At 67.7% G+C, this 18,847-nt stretch carries 19 protein-coding genes and 1 pseudogene; 5 read left to right on the plus strand and 15 right to left on the minus strand.

All coding sequences use genetic code 11. The annotated features are described in order from the left end of the window. The first annotated feature begins 1 nt into the window (after window position 1). Both ACTWQJ_RS06170 and ACTWQJ_RS06175 read left to right on the plus strand, forming a co-directional pair. Complete coding sequence (locus tag ACTWQJ_RS06170) at window positions 2-889, plus strand: GNAT family N-acetyltransferase (RefSeq protein WP_443305602.1); 888 nt, start codon at window positions 2-4, stop codon at window positions 887-889. A gap of 114 nt (window positions 890-1,003) precedes the next feature. After that, window positions 1,004-1,342, plus strand: coding sequence for a hypothetical protein (locus ACTWQJ_RS06175; RefSeq protein WP_443305603.1), 339 nt, complete (start codon window positions 1,004-1,006; stop codon window positions 1,340-1,342). Between the two features lie 707 nt (window positions 1,343-2,049). On the opposite strand, the gene ACTWQJ_RS06180 is transcribed toward ACTWQJ_RS06175, so the two are convergent. After that, window positions 2,050-3,048: an alpha/beta hydrolase gene (locus ACTWQJ_RS06180; protein ID WP_443305604.1), complete on the minus strand. Its 999-nt coding sequence runs from the start codon at window positions 3,046-3,048 to the stop codon at window positions 2,050-2,052. A gap of 95 nt (window positions 3,049-3,143) precedes the next feature. Further along, window positions 3,144-3,461, minus strand: a complete 318-nt coding sequence (locus tag ACTWQJ_RS06185; RefSeq protein WP_443305605.1) for a putative quinol monooxygenase — start codon at window positions 3,459-3,461, stop codon at window positions 3,144-3,146. Between the two features lie 144 nt (window positions 3,462-3,605). On the opposite strand from ACTWQJ_RS06185, the gene ACTWQJ_RS06190 reads away from it, so the two are divergent. Together ACTWQJ_RS06190 and ACTWQJ_RS06195 are read left to right on the plus strand one after the other, a co-directional pair. Next, window positions 3,606-4,511 (plus strand): AraC family transcriptional regulator, encoded by a 906-nt coding sequence (locus ACTWQJ_RS06190; RefSeq protein WP_443305606.1) that lies wholly within the window; start codon window positions 3,606-3,608, stop codon window positions 4,509-4,511. A gap of 158 nt (window positions 4,512-4,669) precedes the next feature. Further along, on the plus strand, window positions 4,670-5,419 hold the full coding sequence (locus tag ACTWQJ_RS06195; RefSeq protein ID WP_443305607.1) for an SDR family oxidoreductase: 750 nt from the start codon (window positions 4,670-4,672) through the stop codon (window positions 5,417-5,419). A gap of 241 nt (window positions 5,420-5,660) precedes the next feature. On the opposite strand, the gene ACTWQJ_RS06200 is transcribed toward ACTWQJ_RS06195, so the two are convergent. The 6 genes and pseudogenes from ACTWQJ_RS06200 to ACTWQJ_RS06225 all read right to left on the minus strand — a co-directional run bounded on the left by ACTWQJ_RS06200 (window position 5,661) and on the right by ACTWQJ_RS06225 (window position 12,342). After that, window positions 5,661-7,661: a hypothetical protein gene (locus ACTWQJ_RS06200; RefSeq protein WP_443305608.1), complete on the minus strand. Its 2,001-nt coding sequence runs from the start codon at window positions 7,659-7,661 to the stop codon at window positions 5,661-5,663. 196 nt (window positions 7,662-7,857) lie between these two features. Then, window positions 7,858-8,205 (minus strand): helix-turn-helix domain-containing protein, encoded by a 348-nt coding sequence (locus ACTWQJ_RS06205; RefSeq protein WP_443305609.1) that lies wholly within the window; start codon window positions 8,203-8,205, stop codon window positions 7,858-7,860. Further along, on the minus strand, window positions 8,202-9,329 hold the full coding sequence (locus tag ACTWQJ_RS06210; protein ID WP_443305633.1) for a tyrosine-type recombinase/integrase: 1,128 nt from the start codon (window positions 9,327-9,329) through the stop codon (window positions 8,202-8,204). The genes ACTWQJ_RS06205 and ACTWQJ_RS06210 overlap by 4 nt, the downstream gene beginning before the upstream one ends. 117 nt (window positions 9,330-9,446) lie before the next feature. Then, window positions 9,447-10,610 (minus strand): ATP-binding cassette domain-containing protein, encoded by a 1,164-nt coding sequence (locus ACTWQJ_RS06215; RefSeq protein ID WP_443305610.1) that lies wholly within the window; start codon window positions 10,608-10,610, stop codon window positions 9,447-9,449. 37 nt (window positions 10,611-10,647) lie between these two features. Beyond that, window positions 10,648-11,098 (minus strand): annotated as a pseudogene (locus ACTWQJ_RS06220) (LysR substrate-binding domain-containing protein); the annotation flags it as partial. A gap of 149 nt (window positions 11,099-11,247) precedes the next feature. Then, a complete protein-coding gene (locus ACTWQJ_RS06225) occupies window positions 11,248-12,342 on the minus strand; it encodes a 1-aminocyclopropane-1-carboxylate deaminase/D-cysteine desulfhydrase (RefSeq protein ID WP_443305611.1) in 1,095 nt (364 codons plus the stop codon). 58 nt (window positions 12,343-12,400) lie between these two features. On the opposite strand from ACTWQJ_RS06225, the gene ACTWQJ_RS06230 reads away from it, so the two are divergent. Continuing rightward, window positions 12,401-13,303, plus strand: a complete 903-nt coding sequence (locus tag ACTWQJ_RS06230; protein WP_443305612.1) for a LysR family transcriptional regulator — start codon at window positions 12,401-12,403, stop codon at window positions 13,301-13,303. A gap of 215 nt (window positions 13,304-13,518) precedes the next feature. Here ACTWQJ_RS06230 and ACTWQJ_RS06235 read toward each other — a convergent pair whose 3' ends face one another. The 7 genes from ACTWQJ_RS06235 to ACTWQJ_RS06265 all read right to left on the minus strand — a co-directional run bounded on the left by ACTWQJ_RS06235 (window position 13,519) and on the right by ACTWQJ_RS06265 (window position 18,815). Continuing rightward, entirely contained in the window at window positions 13,519-14,268 is a 750-nt protein-coding gene (locus ACTWQJ_RS06235; protein WP_443305613.1) for an alpha/beta hydrolase, read from the minus strand. 249 nt (window positions 14,269-14,517) lie between these two features. Further along, entirely contained in the window at window positions 14,518-14,970 is a 453-nt protein-coding gene (locus ACTWQJ_RS06240) for a hypothetical protein (RefSeq protein WP_443305614.1), read from the minus strand. A gap of 120 nt (window positions 14,971-15,090) precedes the next feature. Beyond that, window positions 15,091-15,852, minus strand: a complete 762-nt coding sequence (locus ACTWQJ_RS06245; protein ID WP_443305615.1) for a sulfite exporter TauE/SafE family protein — start codon at window positions 15,850-15,852, stop codon at window positions 15,091-15,093. A 228-nt stretch (window positions 15,853-16,080) separates the two neighbouring features. Next, window positions 16,081-16,344, minus strand: coding sequence for a hypothetical protein (locus ACTWQJ_RS06250; protein ID WP_443305616.1), 264 nt, complete (start codon window positions 16,342-16,344; stop codon window positions 16,081-16,083). A 500-nt stretch (window positions 16,345-16,844) separates the two neighbouring features. Further along, a complete protein-coding gene (locus ACTWQJ_RS06255; RefSeq protein ID WP_443305635.1) occupies window positions 16,845-17,159 on the minus strand; it encodes a hypothetical protein in 315 nt (104 codons plus the stop codon). A gap of 247 nt (window positions 17,160-17,406) precedes the next feature. Continuing rightward, a complete protein-coding gene (locus tag ACTWQJ_RS06260; RefSeq protein WP_443305617.1) occupies window positions 17,407-18,156 on the minus strand; it encodes a transposase family protein in 750 nt (249 codons plus the stop codon). Between the two features lie 257 nt (window positions 18,157-18,413). Then, on the minus strand, window positions 18,414-18,815 hold the full coding sequence (locus tag ACTWQJ_RS06265) for a TSUP family transporter (protein WP_443305618.1): 402 nt from the start codon (window positions 18,813-18,815) through the stop codon (window positions 18,414-18,416). Between the last annotated feature and the right edge of the window lie 32 nt (window positions 18,816-18,847).

Below are 18,847 nucleotides of genomic sequence, written 5' to 3' on the forward strand. Positions count from 1 at the left end.
CATGCTCCCGGATGACTGGCAACTCACCAAAGACATCGACGACTTCCTCTCCCAAGCCGGAGACTTCCTGCGCTCGCTCCCCGCCCTGCACAACATGTCACTGACGGACATCGAGAAAACGCGAACACGCGCGGCGGACTCTCACGGCGCCGACGACACCGTCTTCGGCCGGCTGGAGGCAGGAGGCGAAGTCCGCGCCATCTTTTATCGCACTCCGCGCGGCCGCCTGGGCCTCACCCCTCTCTCTGCCGAGCAGGCTGACACCCTCGCCGCGCACCTGGCCGGCCTCGGCCACTTCCCTTCCAACGTCATCGCGGACCACGACACCGCCACCGCCTTCGCCGAGACATGGCAGCGGCACACCGGCGCAGCGCCGACCCCCTTCTGGCGGACTCATCTCTACCGTCTCGGCGCGCTCACCCCACCGCAGCCGCGCCCAGAGGGCCAGGGCCGCGCTGCGAGCGAGAAGGACCATGAGCAAGTCGTGCGCTGGTGCCGTGAGTTCTGCGTCGATGTCGAAGAGACCGTCTCCATAGAGACCATTGACGCCGGCTCCTGGGCCGACTCGCGCTTCGCCGACAGACACTTCACCTTCTGGGAGACCCCGGACGGCACGCCTACCTCCATGGCGGCAGCGACCTCGATGGTCGGCGGCGTGGTCCGGGTGGACCCCGTCTACACCCCAGCTCGCCTCCGGGGGCATGGCTACGCGGGGGCCGTGACGGTCGAGGTGAGCAGGGCCGCGCTGGCTGCGGGCGCGACGGACGTCGTGCTCTTCACGGACCCTGCCAACCCCACCAGCAACGCCCTCTATCAGCGCATCGGATACGTCCACGTCGCCGATTTCAGCGGGTACAAGTTCTCCTACGGCGCATCAGAAGCCGTTTAGGGACATATCCGGTGCAAACGTACCTGCAGCCAGGAAGCTGATCCGCAGGCACCGGCCTACCGGTTGCGGCAGGGAAGAAGAAAAACACCTTCTAAGGTTCGCAGGGACTTTCGTGTGGGCGCGACCAACGAGCTGCGCAAGCGGGGCGACACCCGGGCCGCCAGCCTGCAAGCGGCCTTGGCTGCCGACACAAGGTTTGACGATTACGACCGTGTGAACGCTGCCAGATCACTCGCTGAGCTGGGCGACACCCGGGCCGCCGATCTTCTGTACGGGCTGGCGGCCAACACTGCGATGCTGGATCGTCATCGGGTCCGGGCGGCCAGGGCGCTGGCCAGCCTGGGGGACCCCCGCGCCGCCAACGAAGATCGGCTACTTCGCCCTCCATCATCAAGATTCCATCGTCTCGTGAAGCGGATCAGGACGGCCCTCGATTTTCACATTGAGATCTGAGAAGCCGTCCGCCCACCGATCACTGGGCCGAACGGGAGCCCTGATCGGCCGGACGACGCTTCCCGCAAGGTGCTGGCCTCCTTTGGCTCGGAGCGTCTCGGGCCGCGTCGGCTGCCCGCGCGGGTCACTGCTCCGGATCTGGCCGCTTGGGGTAAGGCGCCTCCTGCGTGCCGGGCCCGGCACGCAAAGCCAGACCCCCGGTGCGAATACACCGTGTGATAGCGCTATCCCCGAGTCGGCACCGGGCGGACCCAACCGAACCCGCGACGAGGGGCGCTGCAAGTTGCGTTGACGCTCAGGTGGTCTTGGACGGAACTTCCCGGTCCTCACCACCGGATCGAGCTGGTACGGTCTGAGGCCGAGAAGCAACACACTGCAATTGTCCGCAGAAGCGGTGATTGCCGCCGTGACGTACGCCCCGCGCGCCGACGGCCTGTAGGGCCTCCTCCAGCCACGCCCGGCCGGGCTCGCCCTCGTCACGGGGGCGAGCGCCGAGGGCGACCAGGCGCCGCTCGACTCCGCCGCGACCGCGCTCGCCGTTGTGGACCTTGGACATCGCGCGGTCAAAAGCGCGCAGGTTCGCAGATTCCTGGAGGGGAGCGAGCGAGAACCCGCGCGCCGGTCATCCGATTTGGGAGCCCTGACGCGCGGGTTCTGCATGGTGATGGCGATTCTTGCAAATGGGTCTGACCGCGTATCCGTGAAAGCTATGGTCGATCACCGTCGGCTGGAGTCAGCGGCGCTATGCGGCGTAGTTCGAGGAGTCGGGCGAGCCAGTCCGTGCGGGTTCGGCGGGCTGTGGTCGAGATGTGTGCCTGCGGGTACAGGGCGTCGAAGCCGTGGAAGCCGCCCGCCCAGACGTGGAGTTCGGCCTGGCCGCCCGCTGCCCAGATGCGGCTGGCGTAGTCGGTGTCCTCGTCACGGAAGACCTCGGCGGAGCCGGTGTCGATGTAGGTGGTCGGCAGGCCCGAGAGATCCTCGGCCAATGCCGGCGAGACGTATGCGGACACCTCGGCGTCGGTGAGGTCGCCGAGGACCGAGGCCCATCCGAACGCGTTCATCTCACCGGTCCAGACGCCGGGCACGCCGGAGTACTGGCGGCTGGAGGTGCTGGTGTTGCGGTGGTCGAGCATGGGGCAGATCAACATCTGCGCGGCGATCGCCGGGCTGCCGAGGTCGCGGGCCAGCAGGGTGACGCCGGCGGCGAGGCCGCCTCCCGCGCTGGCGCCCGCGACGACGATCCGGGCGGGGTCGATGCCCAGTTCGGCGGCGTGATCAGCGACCCAGAGCAATCCCCAGTAGCAGTCGTCGACCAGGACGGTGCCAGCGGCCTCCGGCGCGAGCCGGTAGTCAACGGAGACTACGACCGCGCCGAACTGGTCGAGCCACTCCAGCGGGATGTCGATCTGGGAGAAGCGGTCGCCCATGACCATCCCGCCGCCGTGGATCCAGTAGATGCAGGGTGCGGCGGTGGTGCGATCGGTGTTCGCGGGGCTGAGGACCGACAGAGGGATCGGGGCACCGTCCTTGGCGGGCACGGTGATCTCGCGCCGGTCGACCCGTCGATGTCTGAGGAGGGATTCGATGGGTGGCGAGGGGAGTTGGCGCAGGTGCGCGAGGACTTCCGGGCTGAGCCGGGACATGAGGGGCATGTCGGCCAGGAGCTCACGCAGTTCGGGGTCCAGGGCGGGTCGTGCCATGGTCATGGTCGTTGCCTTTCGTGGGTGGTGCCGGACGGTCGGGCGAGGAGGGTGCCGCCTCGGCGGGCGCCGAGGCGGCAGGCCGGGGGATTGATCGGGCTTCAGAAGGCGGCCTTGCCGCGGACCGGGACGTAGTCGGTGTACTCGGGCTCCTTGGCCAGCAGCGGGTCGATCTGCGCCACGATGGCCTGGGCGGCCTCACCGGCGAAGATCCGGTGATGGTCGTCCTCGCTGGTCCAACCCTCGGTGACGTGGACGACGTCGGGATCGGACACGGAGCGGGAGACCAGGTAGACGACGCAGTGTTCGCTCGCGCCGGGGCTGCCCTCGATCAGGCCGGTCAGCAGCAGACCGACCAGCCGGTCGCCCATGCCAGGCCTGGCGGTCAGGGTGGCACTGAAGCCATAGTTAGCGATCATGGTTGCCCTCTCGGTCGGTGGTGGAGTGCGGTGATTCCATTCAATCCACCTGACCTGCGGAAACGTTAGAACAATGCTTGCCCGCACTTGCACGATCCTCGCGAGTACGGGAGCCAAGGCCCGCAACGGTGCTGAAATGGACGCATGCACCTCGAAGAGCTCCGCAACCTACTGGCCCGGCACGCCCGGCCCGACTGGACCACCGCCATCGACGGCGTCCTCGTCTCGAAGGTCGACCGCCCGGACCCGCCAGCCCCGTCTATGTCCGGCATGGTGCTGGCGGTCATCGCCCAGGGCGCCAAACGACTCGCTCTCGGCGACCGGGTCTACGAGTACGGCGCCGGGCAGTACCTGGTCGCATCCGTCGACCTGCCCGTCACCGGACAGTTCACCCAGGCCGACCCCGAACAGCCGGCGCTCGGCTTCGGGCTCACCCTGGAACCCTCCGCCGTCGCCGAGTTGCTCCTCCAGGCCGGCCCCGGAGACGCCCCCCGCGCCGGCGGAGGCACGCCCTCGGGAATCGCCGTCAGTGATGCCCCGCCCGCGCTGCTCGACGCGGTGGTCCGGCTGCTGCGGCTGCTCGACGAGCCCCGCGACCGGGTCGTACTGGCCCCGCTGGTCAAACGCGAGATCCTGTGGCGCCTGATCACCGGCGAGCAGGGGGCGACGGTCCGCCAGCTCGGCCTCGCCGACAGCAGCCTCAGCCACGTCTCCCGGGCCGTGCGCTGGATCCGCGAGAACTACGCGCAGCCCTTCCGCGTTGAGGACGTGGCACGGATGTCCGGCATGAGCGCCTCCGCCTTCTACCGCAACTTCCAGGCCGTGACCGCGATGAGCCCCATCCAGTTCCAGAAGCAGATCCGGCTCCAGGAAGCCCGGCTACTGCTCGCCACCCACCCGGGCGATGTCACCGGAGTCGGCCATCGCGTCGGCTACGACAACCCCTCCCAGTTCAGCCGGGAGTATCGCCGCCAGTTCGGCGCGCCGCCCAGCCGGGACGCCGCCCGCCTGCGCGATGCCGTGCGCGCACCCGCCGGTGTCCTGCCCTGAGCGGGGATACAACTGCGGAGGAGGATTATGCAAGGGAGAGCGAGGATGGTTCTATTATTTTCGCAGGTCAGAGCGATTCAATGGGATTGCCAGTTCTTCTGCGGAGCAGGAAAGTGCCTGTGCTCCGCGGATCCCATCACATCGCTGAGGGGCACAGCATGAAGACAGTTCTGATCACGGGTACGTCGTCCGGATACGGCCGGGAGACCGCCCTCCACTTCCACGCGCAGGGGTGGAACGTCATCGCCACGATGCGCACCCCCCGTGCGGGCGTCCTGCCCGAGTCGGACCGGCTCCGCGTCGTCGAACTCGACGTGACCAAGCCCGCGAGCATCACGGCCGCGCTCGAGGCGGCGGGACCCATCGACGTCCTGGTCAACAATGCGGGCGTCCCCTCGATCAGCGTGTTCGAGGGCACCCCCATGGCCCGGGTACGGGAGGTGTTCGAGACCAACACCTTCGGTGTGATGGCGACCACGCAGGCGGTGCTGCCCCAGTTCCGCGAGCGCGGCTCCGGCGTGGTGGTCAACGTGACCTCCAGCGTGGTGCTGGGTCACATGCCGCTCTCAGCCGTCTACAAGGCGAGCAAGATGGCCGTCGAGGGGTTCACCTCGTCCCTCGCGCTCGAACTCGCGCCGTTCGGTGTGCAGGCGAAGACGGTCGAGCCGGGCGCCTGCCTGACGACGAACTTCGCCATCAGGGCGACGGACGGTGCCTCACTGGACGAGCTGGTCCCGGCGCCCTACGCACCGTGGGCGAAGAAGGCCATGGACTCCTTCACAGGTCAGGAGCTGTTCACCAAGGAGACCGATGTCGCCGAGGCGGTGTGGCGAGCCGTGCACGACACGACCGGCCAGCTGCGATTCCCGGCCGGTCCCGACGCGGTCTGGCTCGCCCAGGCGAAGTGACCAACCAGCAGGCAAGGTGACGCGTACTGACGCCAGAATCCGGCCCGCGCACACGCGCGGGGCCGGGCCGGCGTTCCATGTGACGCCTACCGAGGTAGCTTGGCTGTTCGCTCCGGGTGAGCGGCGCCGACGTAGCGCATGGCGGTCTGCTCGGTGATGCCGAACAGCCGCATCAGCTTGAGGGGGTCAGCGCTCTCGAATGCCTCGTTGAGGATCCGGTCCTGACGCAGTCCGTCCAGGGTCAGGCCCTCAGGGAGGGCCGCGCGTAGCGTGCCGATACTGACGGCCGGGTGGTCGGGATCGACAGCAGTCTTCTGGCTGACCAGCAGGTGAGGGTTGACCGAGGCGGGCCACCGCAGGTGGCGGTAGGTCGTCCAGTCGGCGGCGAGTTGGTGGGTGAGCTCCTCCAGATAGAGGGTGTGCCGCAGCAGGCCGCGCTGTACTTCGAGGGTGCCACGGGAGAGGTTGAGGTCCGTCGTGCGCAGGGTTCGGATCTCATGTCCGGGCAGTGCGTGGATAGAGGCCAAGCGACGACCAAGCGGCCGAGCGGCGTCGACGCCTGGGCAAGTAGCCCCATCAGGAGGTCGGAGGGGACGGACTTTGGGATCCCCTTGAGGTCACCGACCGGGAGGTCCCGTGCGGGGTTGCGAAAGATCACTCGTTCGCGTTTGAGCGCGCGGAAGAGGCTTCGCAGGGCTGTGGCCAGCCCTCGGCGGGCGTACCCGGACAGGCCGTCCACGGCGTTTTCGACCTGGTCCTTCGTGATCTCCCTCAGTGAGTTCACGCCGACCGTCGTGGTCCACGTCGTGAGGGTGGGCCGGAGCGTGGTGAGGTAGCGGCGGATGCCGTCGTACCCGCGGGGCTCGCCTTCGCGGCGGCCCTGCTCGCGCATGACTTTCACCCAGATGCCCACCTCGCTCGCGACCGTCTCCGGCAGGGCGGTGAGGGTCGACTCGATCCACGCCAGATTCGCGTCCCGATGCAGGTCGGGGTCCTCCACCAGCAGACCCCGGGCGCGCAGGAACTGGCAGACGGGCTTGGCGGCGAGGTTCACGTCGATCCGGGCGAGGTCGTGCACGTCGCGTTCGAACACGGCCGTCTCGGCGCCGAGCCAGTACAGGAGGATCGTGAGCGTGCGGGTGTTCTTCCGGTAGTCCGTCCGTTGCCCCGGTCGATGGCGGGTGAACTCCTCAAGAAGGCACTGGGCGGTCTCGGTCAGCGGCGGCTCGCCCGAAGGCATACTCCGCAGCCGGGCCAACACCGGGGCCCAGTCGCGCCGGCTGGTGAACAGCGCTTCCTGTCCGCGGCTCGTGTGCAGGGCGGGCCGTCGCTCGTCGTAGTCAGGCGCCTGGCCGTCGCCGACCGGGAACGCCTCGAACGGCCCGCCCTTGCCGGTCGGCAGGGCGATGACCAGCTGCGTGAACCGCCGGGAGGCCGGGCGGGCTTGGTCGATGAGGCGGTAGGGGTGGCAGCTCCGGCAACGGTCGTCGCGCAGGGCCAGTCCGTCGCGGCCGCAGCGGCAGCACCGGCCTCGCCCCGCCCGTTCCCGCCAGTGCCGACACGGATCGCAGACAAATCCAGCCCGTCGGCCGATGGGAATCCAGGCGTAGCAGTCGGCGCACTGACGGGGCGCCGGGGGCGGCAGCGGCGCCGGAGCTGTGATGTACGGGGTACGGGCGGGCTGGTCCGAGATGGAGAACCGCATCGGCTCGGGGGCCTCGTCCAGGAGCCCGACCCGCAGCAAAATCAGGCGGACCGCGTCCCCGTTGGTCGGCAGGTCCCGCAGCATGGCCTCGGGGAGCCGCTCGGCGCCCTCGGCCTCACGCACGGCCAGGGCGAGGCGGACCATCTCGGCGACCTTGCTGCGCCAGCTCGCGGTCAACCCGTGATCGCCCGCCATTGCCTCGATCACCTGCCGGGCCTCCTCCCACCCGGCGACCGGCCGGCCGACGATCGCGCTGACCGTGGCGTCGCCCAGCACCCGGGGCACGGTGAAGAGAGGGACCTGACCGGGTACCTGCGGCTCCAACACCGGCGGCCCGGCGGGAGCGGCGCGCTGCCGCCTGAGCTTGGTCCACCACTCGACCCCCACACTCCGTCCGTTCTTGGTGGGTCGGCGCAGCGGCCGGGCCGACGCCGACCGGTCGCCGTACATGCCGCCGACTGTGAGCTGGACCGACCGCGGACGCGCCTCCTCCAAGCCCAGAGCCCACTCGGCGTCTTCCTCAACTCGGATCGCCATGAGGCACGGCTTGCACAGCCCGTCCGTGTTCAGGTGTGCCTCGTGCCGACACCGCGGGCACACCCCGCGCTCGGGGTACTTCCTCGCCCAGGGTCGGCACCCGTCGCACACCCGGTACCAGTGCACTACCAGCCACCCCAGGCACACCGGACAGCTCCGCGCCAGCCCCTTCCCACGACCCACCGTCACCTTGGCATCAGCTCGGCGGGAGCGAGCGCGGCCCGGCACCACGACGGCCGCGCGGCACGGGCCGCACCGCGCCCGCCCCCGGCTGTTCCTCGGCGCCGACGGCCCGTTGGCCGGCCTCCGGCGCGGCCTGGCCCGCCGCGAGCGGCTCGGCCTGGAGCAGGTCGGTGACCGTGCAGTTCAGTGCGGCGCACATCTTGTCCAGGTCGTCGAGGCGCACCGTGACCGGTGTGCCGCTCCACAGTGCGGCCACCTTGCTCAGCGACGGGTTGAACCCGACCTGCTGGAAGGCGGCGAGCACCTCGGTTGGCCGCCACAGGTCCCGCTGGGCGGCCACCATCCGCAGATTCCACTTCACCGAAGGTTCCCCTTGTCCATCACCAGTCGCTGAGCCGCCCGGGAGCTGGCCGCCAGATTCGCGAGCTCCGGGTCAGCGTGCGCAGTCGCCATGTACCGAAGAGTCGTAGTTGCCCAGTCGTGTCCGAGGACCTTCTGGACCTCCCAAAGTGTCATCCCACGCTCGTAGTTGTGGGTTGCGCAGGCATGCCGCAACAGGTGCGGAAACAGGTCGGTGACCGGACCCGTCAGGTAGTGCGCGGCCGCGGTGTGCAAGGCTTTCCGGAACGTCGAAGGCACGATCGCCGGCGCGATCGGCACGTTCAGGTCGGCGATCGCCTTCGACTTGCGCTCCGACGGCCACAGCGGCGCCCGCGGGTGCTCGGCGTCGTCACCGAACTCGCCCCGGATCTCCTCGATGTACCACCACAAGAGGGCGCGGCCCTCCTGAAAGAGGTACGCCTCACGCGGCCGGGGCCCGGAACCATGGGCGCCCTTACCGAGGACGACGAACCGGCCCCACTGGCCATGCTCCCAGTGGATGTCGCCGAGGCAGACCCCGCACAGCTCCGCCGCGCGCACTCCCGACAGGTAGGCGATCTTCGACATCACGTAGTCGCGGCAGGCGACCGCGTACTTCCGTGCGTTCGGCAACTCGTCACGCCAGCGGGCGAAGAAGTCCTTCATCGCAGTCTGGGACGGCGGGATGCGTAGCCCGAAGTCGCCCCGGTGGCGCGGCCGGTTGAACGGGTCGATTGGAGACTCGACGGTCGCGCCGAAGCGGCGCATGATCTCGCCCGCGTACCGTTGCTCGAGGAAGGCGAAGTACGCGTCGATCTTGTTGATCTTTCCACGCAGTGTCGACTGCGCCCGCTTGCCGGGGCCCGCGAAGTACTTGTCGACCTCCCGGGGCGTCAGCTGCCAGGGGACCGCGCCGTAGTACTCACAGACTTCGATCACCGGCTTGATCAGCCCGTCGAGCGTCGTCGGCGCCAGGCCAGCCGCGTCGCGCGCCCACTGGTACTCCGAGAGCGTGTCGAGGAAGAAGCTCTCCTCGTCGTAGGCCGACATCCGGGCCTGGCGGCGCCGCTGGAGCGTGACGACGTCCGCGAGACCGGTTTCGACCGACACCGACGCCGGGTCCACCAGCGCGGCCGACTCCGGCACGGGGCGTACGAGCGTCAGCACGCGACTTTGGGAATCTGCCACGAGGTCGCATATTACAGCGATTACTCGCAGATTTTGCGAGTTGCTGCGGAGATCTCACGTCAGCGGCTGGGGCGGGCCGATGAGGTGATCTACCTGCCGAGATACGGCTTTGTGGTCGTCGAAGGTCCGACGGGAACCCGCGCATACTCCACTAAGGACGATCTGGTGGGCGCCCGGGAGAGTCTGCGCCGCATGATTCGGACCGAGAACGCTCCCTGACGGCCGGATGGAGGCAGGGGCTCGCGCCACCACGGGTGGATCGTCCGGGGTCTCATCCTTGAGGTTGATCGGCGTAGGTCCGTGCCTGCGTACGCCACAGCCCAGCGTACTCGGCGTCGGCGGCCAGGAGCTGCTCGTGCGTGCCTTCCTCCAGGAGGCGGCCGCCGTCGAGGACGATGATCCGGTCGGCGGCGCGGGTGGAGCCGAGGCGGTGGTGATCAAGACGACGGTGCGCCCTTCGCTGAGGGCGCGGATGCGGTCGTAGACGGCTTCCTCGGCCCGGAGGTCGAGCGCGGACGTGGGTTCGTCGCAGATCAGCAGGGGGGCGTCCTTGCGGTGGAAGACTCGCGCGCCGGCGAGGCGCTGCCACTGGCCGCCGGCCAGGTCGCGGCCGCCCCACTGGGAGGGGGCGAGGTTGGTGTCGAGGCCGTTAGGCAGGCGCGCGATGACGTCGTCGACGCCGGAAGCGCGGGCCGCGTCTATCACGGCTCGGTCCGAGCTGTCGCCCTGGCCGAGGGTGATGTTCTCGCGGGCCCGCACCTGCCAGCGGGCGATGTCCTGGGGCAGCAGGGCGAGCCGTGACCACACCTGTTCCGGGTCGGCCGTGGCCAGGTCCACGTCGTCCCAGGTGACCGTGCCGGTGGTGGAGGTGTAGAGGCCGGCGAGGAGTTTGGCGAGGGTCGACTTGCCCGCGCCGTTCGCGCCCACGATCGCCAGGACGTCGCCGCGGCGCACGGTGACGCTGACGTTCTCGAGGACGGGCAGTTCGCTGCCGGGGGAGCGGAAGGCGATGTTGCGGGCGGCGATGACAGCCGGGCGGTCGGGCACCGGGGCGGGCTCGGCGGGAAGCTGGGAGCGGTGTGCGGCGTCGGTGAGGAAGCTGGCCCAGTCGCCGAGGTACAGGCCGATCGCGGTGATCAGGCGCGACGGGGCGCGCAGCGCGTCCGAGGCGAGGCAGGTCCGGATGGCAGTCGACAGTCCGTTGCCCGGTTGCCGCAACGACTATCGGGCGTTTCTACAGCAGGGCCGGGTGGGAGATCTCGCGTTCCGTACGTTCAGCGAGCGGATGGTTCACGGGCATGGCCACATCGGCCGGTCGTCGAGCAGTGCGGCCTTCATCAGTCCGTCGGGCACCGGCTTGTTGTACCAGTCGAGAACGATCGCCAGGTCGATGCTGCCGCGGGTCAGCCGGACCATCGATTCGCCCGGCGCCATCTCCTGCAGGCGGATCCGCAGCTGGGGTACGTGTCGCGCGGTGTCGTCAGAGCAGGCGGCACGAGGCCGCGGGCCGCCGTGGGGAAGGCACTGAGCAGCAGCTCGCCCAGGGCCTGGCCGCGCTGCGCCTCCAGGTCCGCCTGGGCGAGCTCGATCTGCGACAGGATGCGCGTGGCGTGCTCGACGAGCAACGGGTCTGTTTCGGCGAGCCACACGCCGCGGCTGTTCTTGACGAGCAACTGCTGCCCGGTCTCCCGTTCCAGCTTGGCCAGCTACTGCGACACCGCGGAGGTGGTCACATTCAACGCGCCCGCCGTGCTGCTCACCGATCCGTGGCGGGCCGCAGCGTTCAGCGTCTGGAGACGCTCGAGATTCGACACATGTGCCGCCAGCGCGAGTCGGTACCAGGCACTGCGCCGACTCAGTCGGCGATGTGCCCGACGACCTGGGGGATCTCGAACAGGTTGCCGGTGTCTCCAGTGTGCAGGAAGGCCACGTTGCTGCCGGCGGGAATCCTCCCGCTGCGGGCGTGGTCGAGCATTCCAGCGAATCCCTTGCCGGTGTAGACGGGGCCGACGAAGACGCCCTCGGCTCGGGCCAGTTCGCGGATGGCTGCCGTGCTCTCCGCGGATGCGACGGCGTATTCCTCGCCGATGAAGCGCTGGTCGATGTCGATCTCGGCGCGGATCGTCGCATCGTCGGGTACGGGAGCACCCAGGGTGGCCAGCACTGCCTTGGTTCGCTCGACGACCACGCCGGCGTTCATTCGATCTTCGTCGTTGAGCCTTTGGATGGCGATCGACCGGATCTTCACCGGGTGCCCCAGGCTCAGCTTGGCTGCCAGCAGCCCCGGCAGCGCGGTACCGGTGCCGATCGTGTGGTAGACGTAGTCGAGCTCGATCCCCGCGGCTTCGGACTGGTCAAGCATCTCGCGGAACGTCAGGGCGTGTGCGATGAAGCCGTCGGAGTGCACACCACCGGTCCCGACCACGAGGACGTTGTGCCCCTCCGCTTCGAGTTCGGCCTTGCGTGCCTCAATGGTGTCGGTGACCCGCGCGGCTTCGTCCTTGGCTTGCCACTCGTTGCCGCTGACGTTGACGACGTGGGTTTCGACATCCATCGTCTTGTTGAGCAGATAGTTGCCGCGGAATTCGCGGAGCTCACCGTGCCGGGGAACGTTCCGCGTCAGAACCAGGATCGGCGTGATTCCTGCGTTCAGGCAGGCGGCGGCGAACTGTAGACCCGAGTTGGTCAGGTATGCGCCCTGGGTGATGACGTGCGTCACTCCGTTCTCGAGGGCTCGCCCCAGGATGAACTCGGCCAGGCGCATCTTGCTTCCGCTGATCGCACTGGGCCCTGCCAGGTCCTCGCGCTTCATGAAGAAGTTGATCCCGTGCGCGGCCGACAGGTTGGACAGGGCATGGAACGGGGTGGGGTAGAACCCGACCCGGCGTCGAGGGAGTTTGCTGATAGCGGCGTCGAATTGCGTGATGTCCATGTGCTCAGCGTCGACCACACCTCTGGGTTAGAGCAAACAATGATTTCTGCTCGGTCGATAAGTTATCCTTAACCTCATGTCTTGGTTGTTCGATCCGCGGCATCTGGTGACCCTTGCGGCTGTCGTGCGGCTCGGCTCGTTTGCCGCTGCCGCAGACGAGCTGGGCTACACCCAGTCCGCGGTCTCGCAGCAGATTGCCGAACTGGAACGACGGGTCGGTGCGCGAGTCCTGGTCCGACGCCCTGTTCGGGTGACCGAGGCCGGACAGGTCCTTCTCGACACCGAGGCCGCAATCAGCGTCTCGATGACTCGCGCCGCAACCGAGCTCGCGGCGCTTGCGGACGGAACCGGCGGAGAGGTGCGACTCGGCGCGTTCATCTCGGCGGCAGCCTCCATCGTCCCTCCCGCGTTCGCACGCCTACGGGCGACCCATCCGGGAGTTCAGATCACACTCCGTGAACTTGAGCAGCGCGAAACGTATGCGCTGCTGTTCCGGGGAGAGATCGACCTGGCCATCACTTTCGACTACGAACACGCTCCCAGCCCAGTGCCCGCCGGGCTCATACAAGAGCACCTCATGGACGATCCGATCATGGTCGTCCTTCCCGCTGGCCATCCCCTGGCCGGAGCTGACAGCGTCACCCCTGCCGACCTGCCCTCGGACGCATGGATCAACACCGCAGTCGACTTCCGCGACTTGGCAGCTTCTCCCCTCGACGGCGACCGGAGAAGCGGGCATCGTCTGGACTTCAACGGCATGGACTTCCGCACCGCGCTCAATCTCGTCGCGGCAGGCCTCGGCGTCGCCCTGCTGCCACGGTTGCTGTTGCTGGACGCTCCGCCGAGCATCGTGGTTCTGCCCATGCGGCAGCCCACACTCGTCCGCCGTCTCTACACCTGCCGGCTCGATACACGAGGCGTGTCCGCATCGGTCAAGCGGCTAGAGATGCACCTGCGGGAAGCAGCGGCGAACCTCTGAAAGACAGCACTTTCTGCTTCGCATGTTTCACGGCACCAAGCCGGGCCGGATGAACCGGCCGGTCCACGATCTGGAGCATCAACGAGTGGTTGTGCTTCCTTCATCTCGCCTGCGCAGGATGGGGGCGTACAGGAATTCAACGATGAGACTGGGCCGCCCTACGAACAGGAGATGACTCGTCTGCCACAGCTGGAAACCGTGCATTCGTTGTCGGGTTATTCGGCGACCCACGCATGGGTAGCTGACCAGACGTGATCATCGAGGCCGCCCAGCACCGTCTCCACGAACTGCCGCCGGTCAGCGTCGTGATCGCGGAACCATGTTCCCAGCTGGTGCTGTGCATCCGGAAGGTCGAACCGTGTGTACTGGGCGTGGGCGGCCAGCGCATCCTGGACGGCATCGGTCACTGCGGTCGGGATCACCGTGTCCGTGCCCGGCACGGCGAGCACCGCCCGGCCTTCGTACGCCCCCAACACCTGAAGCGCGGGCGCGGCCCGCCAGCTGTCCGGCTGCCGGATGATCTCGCTGAACCGGCCGCTCCCGTCCTCGAAGGGCACGTCCCACGCCTCGGCCGCGTACACGGCGGGCGCGCACAATCCCAATGACATCACACGATCCCCGTAGTGCCGGACGAGATCGGCCACGGTCTGGCCGCTCATGCTGAAACCCACCAGAACCAGCGGTCCATCCGCTCCCGCGTATGCATCGATCACCGAAACGGCCTGCTCGAACCTTCGCCGCAGGCTCAACTTACTGAGTTTTCCGGTGCTTTCACCGTGCCCGGAGAAATCGAAGGCGATCCCTCGGCAGTCGCGGGCTACGAACTCCCGTACCAGCGGAAGCAGTCGCTCCGTGCTGCTGGTGCCTGCGCCATGCAGCATCACGGCGGTGGCCCCGAAAGATACACCACCGTGCACACCGCTGAGCCGTTCACCATCGTGGTCGTGCGTGAGGTCGAAGAGCATGCGTCCTATTCACTCACGACGAGGCCCCCTGTCTCTCGAGAGTGTCACCACTGGCGTCCAACCCTAGCCGCCGTCATCTGTTCGAGCCTGGACGACAACCGCGCTCGTCTCTATGAATCACCCTGTCGGCATGAAAACGCCTGCGCTCCGTGCCTGCCCGATGCTGCAGGTCATCCTGATCCTTTTCGTCTCGAAGTGCTCCTCGGCACTGACTCCCCCCGCGCGTCAGGAGCGCGGTTTGGCGCGTCGTCAAGGAGCCCTCCCGGCCAGGCCGCCGGAGACCGGCGTGGTGCCGAGGTCGCTGTCGCCGTCCTCGTGGCGCAGGACCCAGTCGTCGAGATCGAAGGCCATTTCCAGCGGTTCCCTGGCCATGTAGGCGCGCAATTGCTCCGTCTCACCGGCGACTGGACCCCTTTCGGAGGAGAGCAGTTCCCGAAGGACGGCCTCGGCCATCGCAAAGCGCACTCGCGCGGCACGCGGAGATACCTCTAGGACATCGCCGATGAGCTGCCAGTCGACACCGCTCATCCGCTCGAATACGGCCGCGGCCTCGAAGAACCGCTCCGCGGCGGCGACCACTCGGGCGGCATCGACCAGTACGGTGCCCGGCGAACGGTTGGTGCCGTCAGGATTCAGCTCGCTCTCGCCAATCGGGACGAACGCTCGCGCAAGGTCGGCCAACTCGCACGCCTCGTAGGACATGATCAGTCTCGCCCGTGCCGCATCCGTGTACGGTGCAGCGGCCCCCGTGTCGTCTTCGGTCATGCCAGTCAGCCTCACCTTTCGACAATAGAGATGATCAAGCGCGACTTTTCTCCATGGTCAACCGCGCAGGAAGTACAGAGCGGTCGTCACCGTGGCGGTCGTCAGGAGAACGCCCCGCAACAGCCGGGCGGGAAGGCGGCGGGCCAGGTGGGCACCAGCAAAGCCCCCAGTGGTCGCACCGGCCATCATGGCGGCCAGAAACAGAGGGGTGTGCAGTGCATCCGAGGTGAATAGGAACAGCACACCTGAGATGAGAAATACGGCCGCGAGTTGGGCGATCCGCATCGGATTGCCGGCTGCGGCATCGACGCCAAGGCCGACACTCCACAGGGCCACCATCAAGATGCCTACGGCGCCACCGAAGTATCCGCCGTACGCAGCGATGAAGAATTGGCCGATCAGCACGGAACGCGAGCTCATGCCGGCGGAGCGGCCCAGCACCCGGCTCACCACGCGGGACAGACGCTGCCCCAGGGCGAGGACCACGGTGGCAAAGGCGAGCAGCCACGGCGAGGCGGACTCGAACGACGAGGCAGGAAGGCACACCAGCAGGCCGGCGCCGACACCGCTGCCTATCACGCTGGTCACGGTCAGTGCTGTGGTGGACGCAGCCCCCACCGGGGCGAGTTCGCGCCGATACACCCAGGCACCGGCCACAGCACCGGGTACGAGAGCAATCCGGGCGACCGCGTTCGCCGTCACCGGCGACAAACCGACGGCCACGAGCGCGGGCAGCGCGACGAAGGTTCCTCCGCCTCCGACGGAGTTCAGAACTCCGGCGGCTACACCAGTCAGCAGGACAAGGGATGTCTCAATCACATCCCGAGCGTCACCCGGAGGAGCTAGTTTTCACAATGCGGAATCAACGCACTCTACCTAAGGCTGGACCTTAGGCACAGGCAATCCGCTACGCCCTGAACAACCTTCGGCTGTTCCTTCACATCGTCACGAAGGGATCGATCACCGCGGGCACCTATCGCACGCACCTGAGCCTGGCCTCGGCCAAGGCTCGCGTGCGTGGCAGCGGTCGCCTAGCGGCTCGACATGTCACGACGCCGCCTGTTGCCATGCGAGCAGCAACCGTTGCCTCTCGACCTCGTCAACCTGTGCAAAATGATCGAACGCCTCGCGCACCTGCTCTACCTCGTCCAGGTACGCGCGTGCGATCCGCGCGGTGCGTTCGGAGAACGGCAGTGTCTCCAGTCCAGCGATCAGCAGTTCGACGCGATGCCACGCCGCCATGAGCAGGCCGAGTTCTGCTGGTTCGAACGACGCGGGCGCGTCGCCCCTCGTGTGCTTCTCCATCTCCACGGCCTTCTCCCTCAGATCGGAGTGTCCGGCTCCGCCGTATACCCCGGAGCCGGTTCTCATAAAACGTGACCGGCAAGAGTACGCCGATTCCCCCCTGCGTTGGGGATGCCTTCGTACAGACAGAAGTCCTCGGTGAGCACGATGTGTCCCTGTTTGCTCAAAATGATTCCTACATTCCTCTCCATGCCGTCGCTGCTGTGCGGCAGGATGGATCGGATGAGCAAGGAGAGCGCACCGGCGGGAGAGCTTCCCAAGTACGCGGAGCGGGTTCTCGACGTCGCCGAGGGGATTCCGCGCGGGCGAGTCATGACGTACGGGGACGTGGCCGAATGGCTGGAAGAGGGCGGTCCTCGCCAGGTGAGCCGGGTGATGACTCTCTACGGGGACGCGGTCCCGCCCCATCCGCCTCGCATGCGACCGGCCCCCTTTCGGGGGAGAGCAGTTCCCGGACGGTGCCTCGGCCATCGCGAAGCGCAACCGCGTAGTGCGGGGAGACACGCTCAGTGCATTGCCGGCGACCTGCCAGTCGGCACCGACCATCCGCTCGTACACGACCGCGGCCTCGAAGAACCAGTGCACAGTTTGATCACTTGGGCTGCGTCGGCCAGCACGGTGCCGGGCAAGCAGCTGGTGCCGTCAGGGCGCAGCTCGTGTTCGCCGATCGGGACAAATGCACGGGCAAGGTCGGCCAGCTCGCATGCCTCGTAGGCCATCACCAGCTTCGCCCGTGCCGCATCCGTGTGGAGGATAGTGGCTTCCGTACCGTCTTCGATCATGTCAGTCACCTTTTGGTTTTCGACGATGGGGATGATCAAACGTGACTGCCGTGCATGGTCAGCTACGCAGGAAGTACAGGACGGTCGTCACCGTGGCCGTGGCCAGGAGGACGCCCCGCGGCAACCGGACGGGAAGACGGCGAGCCAGATGGGCGCCAGCGAAGCTCCCAGCGGTCGCGCCGACCAACAGGACGCCCAGGAGCAGGGGGGATGTGCAGTGCATCCGAGGTGAACAGGAACAGCACGCCCGAGGTGAGGAAGACGGCCGCGAGTTGAGTGAGCCTCTTCAGCGGTGACTCTCCAGGGTGAGGACCGCCTTGGTCATTGCCGTGAGGCGGTTGGGGCTGCTGCGGGCGTGGCGGAAGATCCGCCAGGACTTGAGCCGGGCGAAGGCCCGCTCGACCGGGCTGCGGAGTCGCGCATGCGCGCGGTTGACGTTCTTCTGGTGCACCGTCAGCTCGCGGCCGCCGTGCCGTTTGAAGGGTGTGCAGAAGGTTCCGCCGGCTCCTTCATAGGCTTTGTCGGCCAGGACGGGAATCTTCAGTCGTTCACACACGGTGACGATGCGGTGGATGCGGGCAGCGGTGATGTCCACCGTGCGGCCCGGCAGGGCCGGCGAGTACCAGATCAGTTCGCCGACCGGGTCAGTGACGGCCTGGACGTTCACTCCGTGCCGTCGGGCCTTGCCGGAGTAGTCGCGTTCGCCGTCGCCGACCCGGTCGCACTCGGCGATGGTGCCGTCCACCAGGACGTACTCCGGCTTGGCTCGCCGCAGGGCGCGGGTGAGGGACGGGGCTGTGTCCGCCAGCAGTGCGGTCACGCTGTGTACGTAGGCGTGCGCGGTGGCTTCGCTGATCTGGAAGCCTGCGGCGATCTTGGCGAGGGTGGTGTGCTCGCGCAGGTACACCAGGGCCACCATGGCCCGCTGGGAGGGGCGGAGTTTGCACCGGCGGTCACCCTCGCGGGTGACGATCAGCATGGTCACCCACTCAACGAGTGCGTGCGGTAGGTCCAGTGCGCAAGGATAGGTCACCAACGAGGCCCCCTGGCTGGCGAGTTGAGACGTGAGACATCTCGCTCAACAGCCCGAGGGCCTCGCCTGTTACGCCCCTCCACCCGTCACTCGATCAGTGGCCACGCTGAAGAAGCTCAGTGATCCGCATCGGCCTCGGCCGCGGCGTCGAGGCCGAGGCCGATGTCTCCACAAGGCCATTATCAGAATGCCTACGGCTCCGCCGAAGTACCCGCCGTACACAGCAACGAGGAAGTGCCCGATCAGTACAGCCCGCGTAATCATGCCGGCGGAGCACCCCAACACCCTGCCCAGTACCCCTGACAGGTGGCGCTGAAGGCGAAGACCACGGTGGCGAAGGCGAGCAGCCACGGCGACGCGGACTCGAACGACGAGGCCGGCAGGACGAGCAGCAGGCAGACGCCGACCCCGCTGCCGCCCACACTGGTCGCGGTCAGCGCTGTGGTGGACGCGGCCCTCACCGGGGCGAGTTCGCGCCGGTACACCCAGGCACTGGTCACGGCACCGGGTACGAGAGCGATCCGGGCGACCGCGGTCGCCGTCGCCGGCAACTGGCCGACGGTGACGAGTGCGGGCAGGGCCACAAAGGTTCCTCCGCCCCCGATGGAGTTCAGCACTCCGGCGGCAACGCCCGCCAACAAGGCAAGGAGTCGCTCGGTCATCTGCCGAGTGTCACTCGCAACCACATACTTCC

The organism is Streptomyces sp. KR55 (assembly GCF_052245645.1).
Lineage (GTDB): Bacteria > Actinomycetota > Actinomycetes > Streptomycetales > Streptomycetaceae > Streptomyces > Streptomyces flavusporus.